Raw genomic sequence first — 16,371 nt, forward strand, 5'->3', positions numbered from 1 at the left:
CGGGCAGATGTCCATCACCGTCGCCACGAACCGCGCTGTCGGTGAACGGCCCACCCTTCCCGGTGGCGCCGAGAGGACCGTCGCAATGCCATCGGCCATCCCGCATCCTGGGACGAAGAGACAGCAACCGTCCTGCTTGAGATGGTCTGCTGCGCCGGGTCGCGGCCTGCGATTGCGACAGGCTGGTCCTGACCGTGGACAGGCAGATGCCGCCCAAGCGCGAAGAGAAACCAGCGCAACGGCTTCGGCGCACCCTTTCGGCCGACGCTGCGGAACCTCGTCGACATGCTGCGCCATCCGCGCTGGCCATGGGACGTGATCCTGCGGCCGGCCCTGCGGCGCCGGATGCCGAGTTATGGCCATTACCCGCCCGAGGTCCACGCCGGCCTGCTGTCGCCGGCTATGGCCGAGGAGTTGCGCGTTGATCCCGCGCTGACGGGACGGGATTTCCGCGCGCTGTGCCTGAAAGGCGGGCTGTTCGCCGAGGGCGCCGATGCCATCGTGGTCTCGACCCATGGCGGGCGGAGTTTCGACGGCCTGCCGCTGCCCGCCGCAGCCCTGCCCCGCCTCGCCGCCAATCCGCGAACGGTTCCCGAACTGCTGGCCGAGAGCGGCGTCCGGCGCGGTTCGTGCGTGCTGAAACACCGGGCCCTCGGCGGTGCAGCTTGGCCGCGCGCCGTTACGGGATCCTGCCGCCGGCGGCAAGGCTGGGGCCGCGGCGCTGCCGGCAATGGCCGAGATGCGGGCGGCGATGGGTTTTCTTGGCGTGCGGACGCTTGCCGATCTCTCGGCTAAGGCTGAAGCCGGTCAACCGAAAACGCAGGAACGGGAACATGCGGACATGATCCCCGGCGGCCCCGCCGGCGCAGTTCGCAAATGGAACGTGCCGCAGAAGCGCCCTCGATCCCCCAGCTTGCACCGCGGGCATCGGGATCGGGCTCAGCCATGGGCGGTCCGCACGGCATCCATGCTGGATAGCGCCAGGCGCGGCCCGGCCTTCATGACCTGGCCGGGCAGTTCCCTTCCCAGGATCCGCTCGGCGGTCCGGGCGGCCTCGATCAGTCTGCCGAGGTCGATCCCGGTCGGAAAACCCGATTCCTCGCACAGATAGACGAAATCCTCGGTGGCGATATTGCCGGTCGCGCGCGGCACGAACGGGCAGCCGCCGATCCCGCCCACGCTCGCCTCGAAATCGCGGATGCCGTGCAGCAGGCCGGCATAGGCGCAGGCCAGGCCGACGCCGCGGGTGTTGTGGAAATGCAGCGCGATCCCCACCTCGGGCACCGCCTTGCGCAGGGCGTCGAGCGCCGGCACGACATTGCCCGGCGTCGCCATGCCGGTCGTGTCCCCCAGGGTGATGCGCGAAATGCCGAGGTCGCGATACCGCATGGCCTGCTCGACCAGCTGGTCCACCGGCACGTCGCCTTCGAAGGGACAGCCGAAGGCCGTGGCGATGGCGCCATGCAGCGCGACCCCGGACCCTTGGGCGAGGCGCGCGATCTCGTGGAACCCGGCAATCGAATCGGCGCGCGAGCGGTTCACGTTCTTCAGGTTGTGGCTTTCCGAGGCCGAGGCGAACATCACCACCGCGTCGATCCCCGCCTCGATGGCGGTTTCGGCACCGCGCAGGTTCGGCGCCAGCGCGCTGAAGCGGACACCGGCCCGGCCGCGGAAATGCCGCACCAGCTCGGCCGCATCGCGCATCTGCGGCACGGCGCGCGGCGAGACGAAGGATGTCAGCTCGACCGAGCGGATGCCGGCCGCGACAAGGCTTTCGACGAGCCGGATCTTGTCCTCGGTCGGAACGAAGGCTTTCTCGGATTGCAGGCCGTCGCGGGGCGAAACCTCGGTCACGGCGACTTGCCTGCCCGGTGCGGATTCGGGGCCGGTCATGTCACGCCGCCTCGCCCGAGGGGGCCTTGGCGGCCGCGGCGATTTCCTCGGGCGTCAGGCCGAGACTGCCGAGGATCTCGGCGTTGTGCCCGCCGAGACGGTCCACATCGCCCCCGCCGGCCAGCGAGGCGCCGTCGATCTCGATCGGCAGGGCCGGCGCCCGGAAGCTCCGGCCATCCGGGGTCTGCGACAGCGCAAGCCCGCCCTGCCGCATGACATGCTGGTCGCGAAACAGGTCCGAGGGCTTGGCCACCGGCGCAAAGGGGATCTCCATCTTCTCCAGCGCCGGCAGAAGCTCGGCCATGGGCCGCCTTGCGACCGCCGCCGCGACCAGGGGCACCACCCAGGAGCGGGCGTTGATGCGGGCCATCCTGCTTTGCAGTTCGGGGTGCTGCAGCAGGTCGTCCAGGCCGAGATAGGTGCAAAGCCGGGTCCAATGGCCGTCGCTGACCGCGCCGATGAAGATCTGCCCCCCCTCGGCATCGGCAAAGACGTCATAGATCGGCCAGCTGAAGGCCCGCTCGGGCATCGGCTCGGGGTCCCTGCCCTCAAGCTCGAACTGCACCATGTGCTGCGAGACAAGCAGCAGGCAATTCTCGAACAGGCCGACGCGGATGGTCCGCCCCTCGCCGGTCTTGCCGCGCTCGAACAGCGCGGCGATGACGGCGAAGGCCCCGAACAGCCCGCCCATGATGTCGTTGGCCGAGGTGCCGACGCGCAGCGGCCGCCCCTTGGGGCCGGTCATGTAGGCCAGGCCCGACATCATCTGCACCACCTCGTCCAGCGCCGTGCGCCGCTCGTAAGGCCCTGAAAGGAAACCCTTGTGGCTGGCGCAGATCAGGTGCGGAAAGCGGTCCTGCAGGGTTTCGGCATCCAGCCCCATCCCCTTCAGGGTGCTGTCCTTGAAATTGTCGATGAAGACGTCGGCCGAGGCCAGAAGCCGGTCCAGCGCCTTCCTGCCGGCCGGCGTGCGGCTGTCCAGGACCACGGATTTCTTGCGGCGGTTGAACAGCGGAAAGAACGCGCTGCCCATGCCGGTCAGCTGGCGCGTCTTGTCGCCGCCGGGCGGCTCGACCTTGATCACCTCGGCGCCCAGGAAGGCCAGGAACATGCCGCAGCTTGGCCCCATCACCATATGGCTCATCTCAACGACACGGATCCCCGCGAGGGGTTTGAACTCGGCAGTCATGCGGCCTCCCATCCCATGGGCAAAGGATAGGATTGCCTGACTGTTCTTACAATTATATAATACTTATAGCTATGTTCTAAAAATTAGCATCCATGCGAGGCGCCCTTGGACCTGAAGCAATTGCGGTATTTCTGTAGCATCTACGACAGCAAGAGCCTGTCGGCCGCGGCGGAAGCCGAGAGGATCGCCGTCTCGGCGCTGAGCTACCATCTCGCCAATCTCGAGACCGAGATCGGCGCGCCGCTGTTTACCCGAAAGCCGCGCGGGCTCGAGGCCACGGCGGCGGGCGAGCGGCTTTACCTGCATGCCCGGACCATCCTGAAGACGGTCGAGGTGGCGAAAAGGGATCTGTCCACCTTTCGCGACAATGTCTCGGGCGAGGTGTCGCTGGCCCTGGCCTATTCCGCGATCCAGGCCATCGGCGTCCAGCTGGCGAAGGTCGTGGTCGAGGACTACCCGGACCTGCAGCTCAACATGATCGAAAGCCTTTCCAGCACGACCCTGCTGCACCTGTCCTCGGCCGATGCCGACCTGGGCCTGGCCTACAACCCGCCGCTGACCAGCACCTTCAAGGCCACGCCGATCCTCGAGGAGGATCTGGTCCTGATCGGCAAGCGCGAGATCATCGGCAGCGGGTCCGAGCCGGTGACGGTGTCGGAACTGCTGGATTTCAAGATCATCATGCTGCGCCAGGGCATGGCCGCGCGGGCGCTGCTGGACCATCACAAGACCTTGGAACAGATCTATGCGACCAGCCAGCTGCAGATGAATTCGGTCCACGCGATTTCCGGTGCGGTCCGCGAGGGGCTGGGCTGCACCATCGGGACGACGCTGTTCATGGGCGACGAGATCAAGTCCGGCCGGCTGCACTGGCGGCCAATCATCTCGCCGACGCTGACGAGGACGCTTTATCTGTGCGAGCAGACGGACCGGCCGCCGACCATCGCGCTGGAGACGATCCGCGACCTGATCCGCGACCTGATCGTCCGCGCGGTCAAGGACGGCATCTGGCCGGCAAGGCTGGTCGAAGCGGAATGACGAAAGCCCCGTCCGGGCGGACGGGGCTTTCGCATCGGTTTCACCGGCCTACTGCTGCGCCGAGACCTTTTCGACATAGGCGTTGGTATAGGTCTTGCTCAGGTCGATCTTGGCGCCGGCGACCTCGGGCAGGTTGAAGCTCAGCATGGTCTGCACCGCTTCGGCGCCCTTCGCATCCACCAGCCCGGTTTCCGACAGCATTTCCATGCTGTTGTTCAGCGATTCGATATAGACCTGCGGGTCGGCGCCGACCAGGTTGGGCGGCATCTTCGCCGCGATCTCTTCGGCGGGGGTGTTGTGGATGTATTGCAGCGTCTCGACGATGGCGGCGGCCAGGGCCTGCGCCTGTTCGGGATGCTGGTCGAGCCATTCCGTGCGGGTATAAAGCGCCGCGCCGGGATAGTCGGCGCCGAACAGGGCGTGGGTGTCCGCCGCTTTCCGGGTATCGACCAGCACGGGCAGATCGGGATGGCGGTTCTGCAACTGGGTGATCGCCGGATCGGGCGTGACCACCGCATCGATCCGGCCCTGCTCCAGCGCCGCGACCGCGGTGGCGCCGACGCCGACGCCGACGACCGACGCGGCATTCGGCTCCAGCCCGTTCTGCGACAGCATGTATTTGAGGAAGAAGTCGGTCGAGGAACCCGGCGCGCTGATCCCGACGGTCTTGCCGGCAAGATCCTTGATCGTCTTGACCTCGCCGGCCTTGCCCGGCGCCACGGCCACGGCGATGCCGGGCAGCCGGCCCATCAGCACGAACGAGGACAGCTCCTGCTGCTTGGCCGCCAGCGTGATCGTGTGTTCGTAATAGCCCGAGACCACGTCCGCGCTGCCGCCGACCACGGCCTTCAGCGCCGCCGAGCCGCCCTTGAAATCCACGAGTTCGACATCGACCCCGTGCTTTTCGTAAAGGCCAAGCTGCTCGGCCAGGACGACGGGCATGTAGCAGACGCAGCTGGCCCCGCCGATCGCGATCTTGACGGTTTCAGCCGCCGCAGGCGTCGCGCCCGCCACCAGCGCCGCCGCAAGGATAGTCCTGAGCATCGTCATCTTTGCTCCTCCCTTCAGTGATTGTTGTCGGGCTGCCAGACCAGCAGCTTCCTTTCCACCATCGTCACCCCCCAGTCGATGAGAAGGACAAAGGCTGACAGGACGAACATCCCCGCGAACACGCCGGCGATGTCGAACATGCCCTCGGCCTGCGCGATCAGATAGCCGAGCCCGGCGGATGACCCCAAGTATTCGCCCACGACCGCGCCGACCACCGCAAAGCCGATCGAGACATGCAGCGAGGAAAACACCCAGCTCAGCGCCGAGGGCAGGTAGACGTGGCGCAGCAGCTGCCGCTCGGTCATGCCCAGCATCCGGGCGTTCTGCAGCACGGTCCGGTTCACCTCCTTCACGCCCTGGTAAACGTTGAAGAAGACGATGAAGAAGACCAGCGTGAACCCCAGCGCCACCTTGGACCAGATGCCCAGGCCGAACCACAGCGTGAAGATCGGGGCCAGCACCACGCGCGGCAAGGCATTGGCGGCCTTGACATAGGGGTCGAAGACCGCGGCCAGTTTCGGCCGGCGCGCCAGCCAGAAACCGGCGATCATCGCGGCGACCGCGCCGATGACGAAGGCCAGCGCCGCCTCGACCAGCGTGATCCACAGATGCCGCCAGATCTCGCCGCTCCTGAACCAGGCGACGATCTGCCAGAACACGTCGGCGGGGGTCGAGAAGAAGAACTGGATCCGGGCCGGATCGCCCAGGATCGAGGTCTTGGTGATCACCCACCACAGCGCGACGGCAACGACCGCCACGAGGATCTGCAGGGTTGTCAGGACGGCTCTGTTCATGCCCGCTCCTCCCGGTTCTGGTTGCCATAGGCCTTGAGCACCTGCTCTTTCAGCAGGTGCCAGATGTCGCGGTGCAGCTCCTGGAACTCGGGGGACAGCTTGATCTCGGACACGTCCCGCGGCCGGGCCAGGGGAATGGTGAAATCCCCGATCAGCTTGGCGTCCGGTCCCGTCGACATGATGACCACCCGGTCCGCAAGCGCGATGGCTTCCTCGAGGTCGTGGGTCACGAACATCACCGCCTTGCGGTCCTGCTGCCACAGGTCCAGCAGCAGATCCCCCATGATCAGCCGCGTCTGTGCGTCCAGCGGCCCGAAGGGCTCGTCCATCAGCAGGATTTCCGGGTCGCGGATCAGCACCTGCGCCATGGCGACCCGCTTGCGCTGGCCGCCCGAGAGCATGTGGGGATAGCGATGCCCGAAGCCCTTCAGGCCGACCTTTTCCAGCCATTCCTCGGCCCGTTCCAGGGCTTCGCGCCGCGGCGTGCCCGAGATTTCCAGCGCGATGGCCACGTTGTCGCGCGAGGTCTTCCACGGCATCAGCGCATCGGCCTGGAACAGGTAGCCCGCGCGCCCGTTGAGCCCCTCGAGCGGCTGGCCCTGGATCTCGACAGTCCCGGCCGAGGGCTTGAGCAGCCCGGCGGCGGCGTTCAGCAGCGTCGACTTGCCCGAGCCGGTCGGCCCGACGATGGCGACGAACTCGCCCTCGGCAACGCTGAGATTGGCGCCGGCAACCGCGCGGAACACGGTTTTTCCCGTCCCGCCGAAACTGATGTCGACATTATCCAGACGCACGGCGTGCTGCATTCATCCTCCCTAACCGCCATCGCCCAGGCGACCGGCCGCGAAGGGATGCCGGGTTGCCCCGACATGCCCGACCGGATGCCGCCGCTGCGCGCTGACTGAATATCGCCTTACCGCAAGCCTCCTCATGCGGTTTCCCTAACGTATCCAAGCCGGATCATGCTCACAATTATATAATTTCATATGTTTTGTTCTATTTTTTGGAAACCTGTGGGCGGGATCTTCCGGTTGTCCCCGGCCGCGGTTGATGTCCGGCCCCATCCCCCGCATCCTGGGGCCATGCAGCGACAGGAGCGATCATGAGCGACGACTATGCCCCGCCCAGGGTCTGGACATGGGACAAGGAAAACGGCGGCGAGTTCGCCAGCATCAACCGTCCCATCGCCGGGCCGACGCATGACAGGGACCTGCCGGTCGGCAAGCATCCCTTGCAGCTTTATTCGCTGGCCACGCCCAACGGCCAGAAGGTCACGATCATGCTGGAGGAATTGCTGGAAGCCGGCTTCGCCGCCGAATACGACGCCTGGCTGATCCGCATCGGCGATGGCGACCAGTTCGGCAGCGGTTTCGTCGCGGTGAACCCCAACTCCAAGATCCCGGCGCTGATGGACCGCTCGGTCGCGCCGCCGCGGCGGGTGTTCGAATCCGGCTCGATTCTGCTTTACCTGGCCGAGAAGTTCGGCGCCTTCCTGCCCCGTGACCCGGCGGCGCGGACCGAGGCGCTGAACTGGCTGTTCTGGCAGATGGGCTCGGCCCCCTTCCTCGGCGGCGGCTTCGGGCATTTCTACGCCTATGCGCCGGTCAAGATCGAATATGCCATCGACCGCTACACGATGGAGGTCAAGCGCCAGCTCGACGTGCTGGACCGGCACCTGGCCGATCACCGCTTCATGGCCGGCGAGGACTATACCATCGCCGACATGGCGATCTGGCCCTGGTATGGGCAGGTGATCGCGGGCAAGGTCTATGGCGACGCGGCGACCTTCCTCGATGCCGGGATCTATGGCCATGTCCGGCGCTGGCAGGACGAGATCGCCGCGCGTCCCGCGGTTCGGCGCGGCATCATGGTCAACAAGACCTCGGGCGATCCGGCCAGGCAGCTTTGGGAACGCCACGATGCCGCGGATTTCCTGACCAGGACGCAGGACAAGATCGGCGACAAGGCCGAGGGTTGAGCCGCGCATGAAAGGCCCGGTTCTCGCCGGGCTTTTCCAAAGACGCTGCGTGGGTCTGTTGCGCGGGCGGACCGAACATCCGGATTGCAGGGTGGGAATCCGCCCTGCCGCCCCTCGGCCAAAGCGCCGCGCCGGGAAGGGCCGCGTCCTCGCCGCGCGGCGCTGGGAAGTCGCGGTCCCGACGGCTGCGGCCTTCGCGTGCCTGTCCCGCGAATGTCCGGGTCAGGCGCGCAGCCGGCGGCCGAGAAAATTCAGCACCTGCCTTTCCTCGTGCCGCAGCCCCGGCTTTTGCGGGTCGCCGGCGGGTTTGCGGCAGGGGCCCAGCTTCAGTTCGCCAGCCAGGTAAGCCTCGATGATCCGGGGGTGGACATAGCATTTGCGGCAGATCGCCGGCGTATTGCCCAGATGGCCGGCGACGGTTTCGATGGCCTCGCGGATGTTGCGGTTCGCCGCCGCCTGGCTGTCGCAGGCGGGATATGCCGACAGGGCCAGCGCGGCCAGGACCGTCCCGGTCCAGGTGCGAAAATCCTTGGCCGTCACCTCGCTGCACGAGATCCGGCGCAGATAGTCGTTCACGTCGGTCGAGGTGATCTTCTGCCGGGCGCCCTCCTCGTCCAGATACTGGAACAGGGCCTGGCCGGGCAGATCCTGCATGCTGCGCACGATCCGGGCCACGCGGCGGTCGCGGATGCCCAGGTTCCATTCCCTGCCGCCCTTGCCGCGAAAGCGGAACCGCAGCTGGTTGCCCTCCAGCCTGACATGCCGGCTGCGCAAGGTGGTCAGCCCGTGCGACCTGTTCCGGCGGGCATAGTCGCCGTTGCCGACGCGGATCATGGTGGTCTCGAGCAGATGCACCACCGTCGCCAGCACCTTTTGCGCAGGCAGCCCGCGCAGCGCCATGTCGCGCGCGACGCAGGCGCGGATCCTGGGCAGAAGCCGGGCAAAGGCCAGCATGTGATCGTATTTGGCGCTGTCGCGGAAGGCGCGGAAACCGGGGTGGTAGCGGTATTGCTTGCGCCCGCGCGCGTCCCTGCCGGTGGCCTGGATATGGCCGCGCGGATCGGGGCAGATCCAGACGTCGGTATAGGCCGGCGGCACCGCCAGCGCCGCCAGCCGCCTGCGCTCGGCCTTGTCGGTGATCCGCCGGCCCTGGGGATCGCGATAGCAAAACCCCTTGCCCGCGCGGATGCGGGTGATCCCGGGCATGTCGTCGCTGACATGCACCAGCCCGGCCTGTTTCGCGGCCGCGACGGGGTCCGAAGGGGCGGGCGTGTCCCTGGGCATCTGGTGATCCGACTGACGGTCGCGGGCTCAACGCCGGCCGGGGCGGATGGTTGCGCGGATGGTTGCGCGGATGGTTGCGCGGATGGTTGCGGGGCCAGGACGGCGAGGATTCCGGGACGGCCGAGACCGCGCGCGATCCGCCTGCCCCCCGTCAGCCAAGCTCGGCCAGGATCGCGTCGCAGAAGGCATCCAGGTCGGCCGGGCTGCGCGCGGTGATGATGCGGTCGTCCGTCACCGCCTGGCCGTCGACCCAGACCCCGCCCGCATTCACCAGGTCCGTGCGGATGGATTTGTAGGATGTCACCTTGCGGCCCCGGATCAGATCCGCCTCGACCAGCAGCCAGGGGCCGTGGCAGATCGCGGCGACGATCTTGCCTTCGTCGTGAAAGCGCCGCACCAGGTCGACCGCCCCTGGCTCGATGCGCAGCTTGTCGGGGTTGATCTGGCCGCCCGGCAGCACGAGCGCGTCATAGGCAGAGGCATCGACCGAGGACAGGGCCAGGTCGGCATGGACCCTCTGCCCCCAATCCTCGCCCTGCCAGCCGCGAATGCTTTCCCCGCCGGGCGAGGCGATCTCGACCGTCGCGCCCGCCTCGCTCAGCCGGTCGCGCGGAACTTCCAGTTCGGATTGCTCGAATCCATCGGTGGCGAGGATGAGAATCCGGGCATCGGCAATCTTGCGCATGTCATGGTCCTTTCCTGTTGCAGGGTTCACGCCTTCAACGGCAACGGGTAGGCAACAAGGAAACCCGCAGGATGTTCCTGGCCGTGCGGGAAACGGGCGGACAGGCGTGCCCGAGCCTGTCCCCAGGGGGCGGCGTCCGGCCGATCCGCGCGTCGCGGCGGCATGGCCTTCGGTCCTAGCCGGCGATGACCCGCGGCGATAGGTGCCGCAGCTTCTCGGGGTTGCGCATGATCCAGATGGCGGCGATCCGGCCCTCCCGGATCGCCAGCGCCGTGGTCTGCACCACGCCCCCCGGCTTGACCAGCACGAAGCCGGGCGAGCCGTTGATCCGGCACAGGTGCGGGACGGCATCGGCCGCATGCGGCCATTTGCGCGCGATGCCCGCAAAGAACCCGGCCGCCCGCCGGCGCCCGCGCAGGACGTTGATGGCCGCGGGCACCTTGCCGCCGCCATCGGTATGGACCTCGATCTCTTCGGCGAAAAGCCGCAGCAGGCCCTCCATGTCGCCCTGCCGGCTGGCCTGCCAGAAGGCGGTGACGATGGGCAATGCCTCGCCCGGCGGAACCGGGGATGCGGGCGCGGCCCCCGCCAGCCTGCGCCGCGCACGCGAGACGAGCTGCCGGCAAGCGACCGGGCTGCGGCCCACCACCGCGGCGATCTCCTCGAAATCGTAGTCGAAGGCATCGCGCAGGATGAAGGCCGCGCGCATCTCGGGCGACAGCGCGTCGAGCGTCAGGATCAGGGCGATGCCCACGTCCTCGGTCACGATCCATTGCTGCTCGGCCCCCGCCGCGGCGTCCTCGACCAGCGGCTCGGGCAGCCAGGCGCCGACATAGGTCTCGCGCCGCATCCGCGCGGATTTCAGGTGATCGAGGCAAAGCCGCGTGACCACCGCGCCCAGCCAGCGCGACGGCCGCTCGATGGTGCGCAGATCCTGCCCGGCAAAGCGCAGCCAGGCATCCTGCACGATGTCCTCGGTATCGGCGACCGAGCCGGTCATGCGATAGGCCAGCCCCGCCAGGCGGCGGCGCTGGCCCTGGAAGATCTGCGCATGCCGGTCAGCTTCCATCGCCCAAGGTCCGTTCGGGATGCTGCGACCGGAACCCCACCGCAAAGCGGTTCCAGGCGTTGATCGTGTTGATGACCAGGGTCAGTTCGACCCGCTCGGCCTCGCCGAACTGCGCGGCGAGCGCGTCGTAGTCCCGCTGCGGCGCCCCCGTCGTCTCCAGCCGCGTCAGCGCCTCGGCCCAGCCGAGGGCGGCGCGTTCGCGGGCGTCGAAAGCCGGACTTTCGCGCCAGGCCGCCAGCACGTCCAGCTTTTGCTGCGGCACGCCCGCCTCGCGGGCCTCGGGGGCGTGCATGTCCAGGCAATAGGCGCAGCCGTTGATCTGCGATACCCGCATCTTCACCAGCTGGCGCAGGGCCGCGGGAATCGCAAGCTGGCGGCTGGCGGTCTCCAGCGCCAGCATCGCCTTCATCGCCGCGGGCGCCGCCTTGAAATAGTCGAGACGTGCGGTCATGGTTGGTTTCTCCATCAATGCTTCCTGCAGAACCATGACGAGATGGCGGCGGGGTTTGTGACAGGCGGGCGGGTTGGTGCCGCCTGCATTGCGCGGCCAGGGCACCGCCTCACATTCCCGGCGCGGCGCCATGGCCCAGCCCGATGCCCGCGGGCTTGAGCAGCATCCACAGCGCCATGGCGACCATCATCAGGTTCTCGGTCAGCGAGACGAAGCCCAAAGGCACGTTGCTGTCGCCGCCGACGCAGGCGCATTTCAGCGCGCGCCCGTCGACATAGACCGCCTTGAAGACCGAAACCGCGCCCACCGTGCCGATGAACAGCGCCACCGGGATCGACAGCCACATCATTGCCCCGGCCATCATCAGCACCCCGGCAAGCGCCTCGGCAAAGGGATAGACGTAGCCATAGGGCACCCAGCGCCGCGCCAGCAGGTCGTAGTTGAGGAACATGGTCGAAAAGCCCTCGACATCCTTCAGCTTCTGCAGCGCCAGCAGGCACATGGCGATGGCGACGAACCATTCGGCGGCCTGCACCGTCAGCAGGTTGCCGAAGGCCGCCCAGCTGGTCGCCAGGGCCATCAGCGCGGCCATGGCGAAAAGCGCGATGACGGGCCGGTAGGTCGGCGCGTCCCTGTCCCTCACCTCCTTGCCGAAGAAGGCCAGAAGATCGTCGTAGCCGCCGATGCGCTTGCCGTCGATGAAGGCCTGGGGCGTGGTCTCGACGCCGTGCCGCGCCTGGAAGGCGTCGATCTCGGATCGCAAGGTCAGGTGGTGGTCCTCGACCTCGTAGCCCTGGCGCTTCAGCAGGTCGAGCGACTTCAGCCCCCAGGGACAGATATGGTCCGCCGTCACCATGCGGTAAAGCGCGGCGCGTTTCGGGACATTTGCCATGATCTTCTCCTTTCGGGATCGCCGGGCCGCAGTTTGGCGATCATGCTTGGGATGAGTCCTCGCCTGAAACCAATCTGCCGGGCGGCCAGGGGTTCCACGACCGCTGCGGCATGCGGGCATGTCGCTTGGCGCGGGATCGATAGACGACGCTCAGCTTTCGCCGGCAGAACGAACCCTGGACCCAAGCGGCCGCTTGCCGCGTTCCGCCTGGATCATCCCGAACTGGACGAGGATTCCCCGATGCCGACAGATGGTGCCCGCCTTGCCGACGATCTGGGCCATGCCGCCGAAACCCCCGCCGGGATCCCCCTGCCCGGCTGGAGGCAGATCTTCCGGCGGGTCCGGGCCGAGATCGCCCAGGATCATGTCGGCGTGGTCGCCGCCGGCATCGCCTTCTACGGCCTCATCGCCATCTTCCCGGCCATCGCGGCGCTGGTGGCGATTTCCGGGCTGGTCCTCGATCCGGCCGATCTGGGCAGCACGATGGAGCGGCTCTTCACCCTGCTGCCGCCGGATGCCGCCGGGATCATCCGCGACCAGCTGGTCAAGGTGACGGACGGCGGCACGCAGACGGGGCTGGTCGCGATCTCGGGCCTGGCGGTCGCGATCTACGGCGCGACGAAGGGGGTGATGACGCTGATCGAGGGGCTGAACATCGCCTATGACGAGGACGAGACGCGGGGCCTGCTGCGGCTTTACCTGACCGGATTTGCGCTGACGCTGGGGCTGGTGGTCGGCCTGACCGTCGCCATCGGGCTGATCGTGGTGTTGCCCCTGGCCGCCGGGCTGCTGCATCTGGGCGACGGGGTGCAGGCGGCGATCTCTTGGATCGCCTGGCCGATCCTGGCGGGGTCCGGGGTGCTGGGGCTGGCGGTGATCTATCGCTTCGGCCCGGCGCGCAAGGCGGCGAAATGGCGGTGGCTCAGCCTGGGTGCGGCGCTGGCGGTCTGCGTCTGGATCGCCGCCTCGCTGGGATTTTCGCTCTATGCCAGCAATTTCGCCCGCTATACCGAGACCTACGGCACGCTGGCCGGCGTCGTCGTCCTGCTGACCTGGTTGTGGCTTTCGGCCTATGTGGTCCTGGCCGGGGCCGAGCTGAATGCCGAGATCGAACAGCAGACCGCCCGCGACACCACCACGGGCGCGCCGCAGCCGATGGGCCGGGGCGGCGCGGTCAAGGCGGACACGCCACCGCCGGGAATGGACCATCGCGACGGCGCAGAGGCAGGCGCAGCGGGAAAGGCCGCGCCCCTTTCGCCCGACAAGGTTTCGCCCGACCAGGTCTCGCCGGGCCGGGAATTGCTGCTGGCATCGGCGCTGGCCCTGCGCGCGGCAATCCGCATGGCGGGACAGCGCAAAAGGTGATCCGGCCGGGTCAGGGGCAGCCGATCCCGGCAAGGGCGGGGCGGCGGTTGTCGCCGCCCCGATGGCTCAGCCCTTGATGGCGATGCGCTTGACCTGCGCCTGCGCCTTTTCCGTCTTCGGCAGGGTCACGGTCAGCACGCCGTTCCTGAAATGCGCATCGACCTCGTCCTCGCGGATCTCGGCCCCAAGCGGGATACGGCGCTCGAAACGGCCGTAGAAGCGTTCCGAGAATTGCCGGTCCTTGTCCTCGACCTCCGAGCGCTTCTCGCCCTTCAGCGTCAGCACGCCGTCATCCAGCAGGACTTCGATGTCCCTTTCCTCAAGGCCCGGCACCTCGGCCGTCACCGTGATCTCCTTTTCATTGTCGGAGATCTCGACGCTCGGCCAGCCGCCCCGGAATGCGGGGGCCGCGCCAAGGGACGGCAGCCCGGCGCCGAAGCCGCGGAACATGTCGTCGAACAGCCGGTTCACCTCGCGATGCAGCGACAGGAAGGGATCGCGGTCGCCCTCGCGGAAAGCGGTGGGAAGCTGGTTGCCGCCGTTGCGGCTCCAGGGGATCAGATCACGGACGTTCATGATTTTCCTCCTTTCTGGGCAACGGGTCCGGCACCGGGCGGTGCCCGGCGCCGTTTGCGTGGCGGACAGGCTCAGGCGGCCTCTTTCCCGGCCTCGATCCGTTTCGGCTCGGTCCGGGGTCTGGCCGCGATCTCGATCCGGCGCGGCTTCATCTCCTCGGGGATCTCGTGCCGCAGGTCGATGGTCAGCAGGCCGTTCTGCAGCTCGGCCCCCGTCACCTTCACATGGTCGGCCAGCTGGAAGCGCCGGCGGAAGGAGCGTTCGGCAATGCCGCGATGCAGATACTCGGCCTTGTCCTCGCCGGCCTTCTGGCCCGACACGACCAGCATGGTCTGTTCCTGCGTGATGGCCAGTTCGTCGGGCGAGAAACCCGCCACCGCCATGGTGATGCGATAGTCGTCCTCGCCGGTCTTGGCGATGTCGTAGGGCGGCCAGGTGTCGATGGTTTCGACGCGGCTCGCGGCCTCGAGCGCGTCCAGAATCCGGTCGAAACCGATGCTCGACCGATAGAGCGGGGAAAAATCGAAAGTGGTTCTCATAGCCACATCCTCCGTTGAGCAACATGGGTACAAGCGTTCTGCCGGCAGGGCTGGGCGCCCGTCCGGCATGCCGGTCCCGTCAAGGGCTTCCGGCGAGTCACGATTTAGGGCGAGGGCATGGCGGTTCAAGGGGGCGCGCGCCGCCCCTTTTCCCCGCCCGCAAAGCCCCTATCTGACAGGGACGAACCGCAGGAACATCACAGGAGACAGCCATGCGACTTGAGGACATCAGGGCTGTTCTGGGGCCGGTGGACGAGACGCTGATCGCTCAGATCAGCCGGACGGATGCGACGGCCGAGGAACTGGCCGAGGCCTGGGGCTGGCTGCATGCCGACGAGGCCATGATCGACGAGGGCCGCCCCCTGCCCCAGGGCCGCGTCGCCGAACTGCTCGCCATCCTCGAGGCGGCCGAGCCGGACCCCGAGGAATAGCGCCGGGTTCAGTGCCGGAACCTGGGCGACAGCAGCAGGATCCTGCTCTCCGGCTCGCCCTCGCCCTCCCTCGAGGGGGCGGGCCGGTCCTCGACATGCGGGCCGCTGGCCTGCAGCACGTCCAGCATGTCGGGAAAGCCAAGCGCCACGTCCGGCATCCCCGCGATCTCATAGGCGCTCTGCCCCAGCCCGGCATAATGGACGATGGAGCCTCCCCGCCGCGTCAGCCGCGCCGCGAAGAAGGCGCAGGAGATCAGGCATTCGTCCCCGATCTGGCGCGACTCGCCCCGGTGCGCCCGCCGTTGCGCCGCGTCCATCAGCCGGACGGTCAGGCGGTCGGGCGCGATCGGGCGATGCATGTAGCGCGCCAGCGTCGAGGCAAGGTGATATTCCAGCTCCGACGACAGGACGACCTGGCTTTCGCGCATCCCCTCGATCACCAGGTCGCGGGCGGCAGAGATATACGTGTCCGTCATGAAACCCCTCGGCATCAGTCTGAACGAAACCATTCCATAAGGAAAAGTTTGGCGCAGTCCCGCCGCAGGTCAAGACCCCGCATGGATCCGAGGCAGCTGAAATCACTCGATATTGCACGCAAACCTCATGTGTTGGCAGCCGTCTTCGGCAAGTGCCGAAATTTTTCGCGCCACCCCCTTGAAACCGCCGCCTAGCGTGCCAATTCCTCTCACGCGCGATGCCATCCGGGTCGCGCAAGCCCCGTGCCGGTCGCTTGGCCGGTGCGGAGGAACCTCTCGCAATCTGTTTGTCCATGAGGAGAACGATATGACGTTCCGTCCACTCCACGACCGTATCCTGGTCCGCCGCATCGATGCCGAGGAAAAGACGGCCGGCGGGCTGATCATTCCCGACAGCGCCAAGGAAAAGCCTCAGGAAGGCGAGGTTCTGGCCGCGGGTCCGGGTGCGCGCAGCGAAGACGGCACGCTGCACCCGCTGGACGTCAAGCCCGGCGACCGCATCCTGTTCGGCAAATGGTCTGGCACCGAGATCCGGCTTGATGGCGAGGATCTGCTGATCATGAAGGAAAGCGACGTGCTGGGCGTGATCGAGGCCCCGGCCAGCGCGAAAAAGGCCGCCTGACGGCCATTCCCCAGGATCCAACCCAAGAATGCTGCTCAG

General features: G+C 67.4%; 19 protein-coding genes. 6 read left to right on the plus strand and 13 right to left on the minus strand.

The window, feature by feature from the left end:
- The first annotated feature begins 285 nt into the window (after nucleotides 1–285).
- On the plus strand, nucleotides 286–795 hold the full coding sequence (locus tag E3U26_RS02505) for a beta/alpha barrel domain-containing protein (RefSeq protein ID WP_499105358.1): 510 nt from the start codon (nucleotides 286–288) through the stop codon (nucleotides 793–795).
- Nucleotides 796–939: 144 nt separating this feature from the next.
- On the opposite strand, the gene E3U26_RS02510 is transcribed toward E3U26_RS02505, so the two are convergent.
- Nucleotides 940–1,893, minus strand: coding sequence for a hydroxymethylglutaryl-CoA lyase (locus E3U26_RS02510; RefSeq protein WP_499105359.1), 954 nt, complete (start codon nucleotides 1,891–1,893; stop codon nucleotides 940–942).
- 1 nt (nucleotide 1,894) lies between these two features.
- Nucleotides 1,895–3,082 carry a CaiB/BaiF CoA transferase family protein gene (locus E3U26_RS02515; protein WP_499105360.1) on the minus strand — a complete coding sequence of 396 codons (1,188 nt, stop codon included), beginning with the start codon at nucleotides 3,080–3,082 and terminating at the stop codon, nucleotides 1,895–1,897.
- Between the two features lie 105 nt (nucleotides 3,083–3,187).
- Between E3U26_RS02515 and E3U26_RS02520 the strand changes: the two genes are divergently transcribed.
- On the plus strand, nucleotides 3,188–4,120 hold the full coding sequence (locus tag E3U26_RS02520; RefSeq protein WP_499105361.1) for a LysR family transcriptional regulator: 933 nt from the start codon (nucleotides 3,188–3,190) through the stop codon (nucleotides 4,118–4,120).
- 48 nt (nucleotides 4,121–4,168) lie between these two features.
- Here E3U26_RS02520 and E3U26_RS02525 read toward each other — a convergent pair whose 3' ends face one another.
- The 3 genes from E3U26_RS02525 to E3U26_RS02535 are packed head-to-tail and all read right to left on the minus strand — an operon-like array spanning nucleotide 4,169 to nucleotide 6,770.
- Complete coding sequence (locus tag E3U26_RS02525) at nucleotides 4,169–5,170, minus strand: ABC transporter substrate-binding protein (protein ID WP_036759617.1); 1,002 nt, start codon at nucleotides 5,168–5,170, stop codon at nucleotides 4,169–4,171.
- 14 nt (nucleotides 5,171–5,184) lie between these two features.
- Entirely contained in the window at nucleotides 5,185–5,964 is a 780-nt protein-coding gene (locus tag E3U26_RS02530; RefSeq protein ID WP_036759619.1) for an ABC transporter permease, read from the minus strand.
- Nucleotides 5,961–6,770, minus strand: coding sequence for an ABC transporter ATP-binding protein (locus E3U26_RS02535; RefSeq protein ID WP_036759621.1), 810 nt, complete (start codon nucleotides 6,768–6,770; stop codon nucleotides 5,961–5,963). Before E3U26_RS02535 ends, E3U26_RS02530 begins: the two co-directional genes overlap by 4 nt.
- A gap of 296 nt (nucleotides 6,771–7,066) precedes the next feature.
- On the opposite strand from E3U26_RS02535, the gene yghU reads away from it, so the two are divergent.
- Nucleotides 7,067–7,942: a thiol:disulfide oxidoreductase gene (gene yghU / locus E3U26_RS02540; protein ID WP_499105362.1), complete on the plus strand. Its 876-nt coding sequence runs from the start codon at nucleotides 7,067–7,069 to the stop codon at nucleotides 7,940–7,942.
- A 222-nt stretch (nucleotides 7,943–8,164) separates the two neighbouring features.
- Here the strand turns inward: yghU and E3U26_RS02545 are convergent, their stop codons facing one another.
- The 5 genes from E3U26_RS02545 to E3U26_RS02565 all read right to left on the minus strand — a co-directional run bounded on the left by E3U26_RS02545 (nucleotide 8,165) and on the right by E3U26_RS02565 (nucleotide 12,323).
- Nucleotides 8,165–9,226 (minus strand): DNA topoisomerase IB, encoded by a 1,062-nt coding sequence (locus E3U26_RS02545; RefSeq protein ID WP_499105364.1) that lies wholly within the window; start codon nucleotides 9,224–9,226, stop codon nucleotides 8,165–8,167.
- A 151-nt stretch (nucleotides 9,227–9,377) separates the two neighbouring features.
- Nucleotides 9,378–9,911 carry a type 1 glutamine amidotransferase domain-containing protein gene (locus tag E3U26_RS02550; RefSeq protein WP_116222794.1) on the minus strand — a complete coding sequence of 178 codons (534 nt, stop codon included), beginning with the start codon at nucleotides 9,909–9,911 and terminating at the stop codon, nucleotides 9,378–9,380.
- A gap of 175 nt (nucleotides 9,912–10,086) precedes the next feature.
- Complete coding sequence (gene sigJ / locus E3U26_RS02555; RefSeq protein WP_499105366.1) at nucleotides 10,087–10,980, minus strand: sigma-70 family RNA polymerase sigma factor family protein; 894 nt, start codon at nucleotides 10,978–10,980, stop codon at nucleotides 10,087–10,089.
- Nucleotides 10,970–11,446 (minus strand): carboxymuconolactone decarboxylase family protein, encoded by a 477-nt coding sequence (locus E3U26_RS02560; protein WP_499105368.1) that lies wholly within the window; start codon nucleotides 11,444–11,446, stop codon nucleotides 10,970–10,972. The genes sigJ and E3U26_RS02560 overlap by 11 nt, the downstream gene beginning before the upstream one ends.
- A 94-nt stretch (nucleotides 11,447–11,540) precedes the next feature.
- The gene (locus E3U26_RS02565; protein ID WP_499105370.1) at nucleotides 11,541–12,323 is read right to left on the minus strand and encodes a thioredoxin domain-containing protein; all 783 of its coding nucleotides are present in this window, start codon (nucleotides 12,321–12,323) and stop codon (nucleotides 11,541–11,543) included.
- Nucleotides 12,324–12,563: 240 nt separating this feature from the next.
- Between E3U26_RS02565 and E3U26_RS02570 the strand changes: the two genes are divergently transcribed.
- Entirely contained in the window at nucleotides 12,564–13,688 is a 1,125-nt protein-coding gene (locus tag E3U26_RS02570; RefSeq protein ID WP_499105371.1) for a YihY/virulence factor BrkB family protein, read from the plus strand.
- 66 nt (nucleotides 13,689–13,754) lie between these two features.
- Here E3U26_RS02570 and E3U26_RS02575 read toward each other — a convergent pair whose 3' ends face one another.
- A complete protein-coding gene (locus tag E3U26_RS02575; RefSeq protein WP_499105372.1) occupies nucleotides 13,755–14,264 on the minus strand; it encodes an Hsp20/alpha crystallin family protein in 510 nt (169 codons plus the stop codon).
- Nucleotides 14,265–14,335: 71 nt separating this feature from the next.
- Nucleotides 14,336–14,803: an alpha-crystallin domain-containing protein gene (locus E3U26_RS02580; RefSeq protein WP_499105373.1), complete on the minus strand. Its 468-nt coding sequence runs from the start codon at nucleotides 14,801–14,803 to the stop codon at nucleotides 14,336–14,338.
- A gap of 212 nt (nucleotides 14,804–15,015) precedes the next feature.
- Here E3U26_RS02580 and E3U26_RS02585 point away from each other — a divergent pair, with 212 nt between their 5' ends.
- Nucleotides 15,016–15,234: a hypothetical protein gene (locus tag E3U26_RS02585; RefSeq protein ID WP_036759637.1), complete on the plus strand. Its 219-nt coding sequence runs from the start codon at nucleotides 15,016–15,018 to the stop codon at nucleotides 15,232–15,234.
- A gap of 8 nt (nucleotides 15,235–15,242) precedes the next feature.
- Here E3U26_RS02585 and E3U26_RS02590 read toward each other — a convergent pair whose 3' ends face one another.
- On the minus strand, nucleotides 15,243–15,710 hold the full coding sequence (locus E3U26_RS02590) for a hypothetical protein (RefSeq protein WP_499105374.1): 468 nt from the start codon (nucleotides 15,708–15,710) through the stop codon (nucleotides 15,243–15,245).
- A 307-nt stretch (nucleotides 15,711–16,017) separates the two neighbouring features.
- Here E3U26_RS02590 and E3U26_RS02595 point away from each other — a divergent pair, with 307 nt between their 5' ends.
- Nucleotides 16,018–16,332, plus strand: coding sequence for a co-chaperone GroES (locus E3U26_RS02595; RefSeq protein WP_499105375.1), 315 nt, complete (start codon nucleotides 16,018–16,020; stop codon nucleotides 16,330–16,332).
- Nucleotides 16,333–16,371 lie beyond the last annotated feature (39 nt).

Source organism: Paracoccus ferrooxidans, assembly GCF_029909815.1.
Taxonomy (GTDB): Bacteria; Pseudomonadota; Alphaproteobacteria; order Rhodobacterales; family Rhodobacteraceae; genus Paracoccus; species Paracoccus versutus.

Excerpts from the sequence above, each read along its gene's own strand:
- E3U26_RS02505 (WP_499105358.1), top strand. The coding sequence starts at position 286 with ATGCTGCGCCATCCGCGCTGGCCATGGGACGTGATCCTGCGGCCGGCC.
- E3U26_RS02510 (WP_499105359.1), bottom strand. The coding sequence starts at position 1,893 with ATGACCGGCCCCGAATCCGCACCGGGCAGGCAAGTCGCCGTGACCGAG.
- E3U26_RS02515 (WP_499105360.1), bottom strand. The coding sequence starts at position 3,082 with ATGACTGCCGAGTTCAAACCCCTCGCGGGGATCCGTGTCGTTGAGATG.
- E3U26_RS02525 (WP_036759617.1), bottom strand. The coding sequence starts at position 5,170 with ATGACGATGCTCAGGACTATCCTTGCGGCGGCGCTGGTGGCGGGCGCG.
- E3U26_RS02530 (WP_036759619.1), bottom strand. The coding sequence starts at position 5,964 with ATGAACAGAGCCGTCCTGACAACCCTGCAGATCCTCGTGGCGGTCGTT.
- E3U26_RS02535 (WP_036759621.1), bottom strand. The coding sequence starts at position 6,770 with ATGCAGCACGCCGTGCGTCTGGATAATGTCGACATCAGTTTCGGCGGG.
- yghU (WP_499105362.1), top strand. The coding sequence starts at position 7,067 with ATGAGCGACGACTATGCCCCGCCCAGGGTCTGGACATGGGACAAGGAA.
- E3U26_RS02545 (WP_499105364.1), bottom strand. The coding sequence starts at position 9,226 with ATGCCCAGGGACACGCCCGCCCCTTCGGACCCCGTCGCGGCCGCGAAA.
- E3U26_RS02550 (WP_116222794.1), bottom strand. The coding sequence starts at position 9,911 with ATGCGCAAGATTGCCGATGCCCGGATTCTCATCCTCGCCACCGATGGA.
- sigJ (WP_499105366.1), bottom strand. The coding sequence starts at position 10,980 with ATGGAAGCTGACCGGCATGCGCAGATCTTCCAGGGCCAGCGCCGCCGC.
- E3U26_RS02560 (WP_499105368.1), bottom strand. The coding sequence starts at position 11,446 with ATGGAGAAACCAACCATGACCGCACGTCTCGACTATTTCAAGGCGGCG.
- E3U26_RS02565 (WP_499105370.1), bottom strand. The coding sequence starts at position 12,323 with ATGGCAAATGTCCCGAAACGCGCCGCGCTTTACCGCATGGTGACGGCG.
- E3U26_RS02570 (WP_499105371.1), top strand. The coding sequence starts at position 12,564 with ATGCCGACAGATGGTGCCCGCCTTGCCGACGATCTGGGCCATGCCGCC.
- E3U26_RS02575 (WP_499105372.1), bottom strand. The coding sequence starts at position 14,264 with ATGAACGTCCGTGATCTGATCCCCTGGAGCCGCAACGGCGGCAACCAG.
- E3U26_RS02580 (WP_499105373.1), bottom strand. The coding sequence starts at position 14,803 with ATGAGAACCACTTTCGATTTTTCCCCGCTCTATCGGTCGAGCATCGGT.
- E3U26_RS02585 (WP_036759637.1), top strand. The coding sequence starts at position 15,016 with ATGCGACTTGAGGACATCAGGGCTGTTCTGGGGCCGGTGGACGAGACG.
- E3U26_RS02590 (WP_499105374.1), bottom strand. The coding sequence starts at position 15,710 with ATGACGGACACGTATATCTCTGCCGCCCGCGACCTGGTGATCGAGGGG.
- E3U26_RS02595 (WP_499105375.1), top strand. The coding sequence starts at position 16,018 with ATGACGTTCCGTCCACTCCACGACCGTATCCTGGTCCGCCGCATCGAT.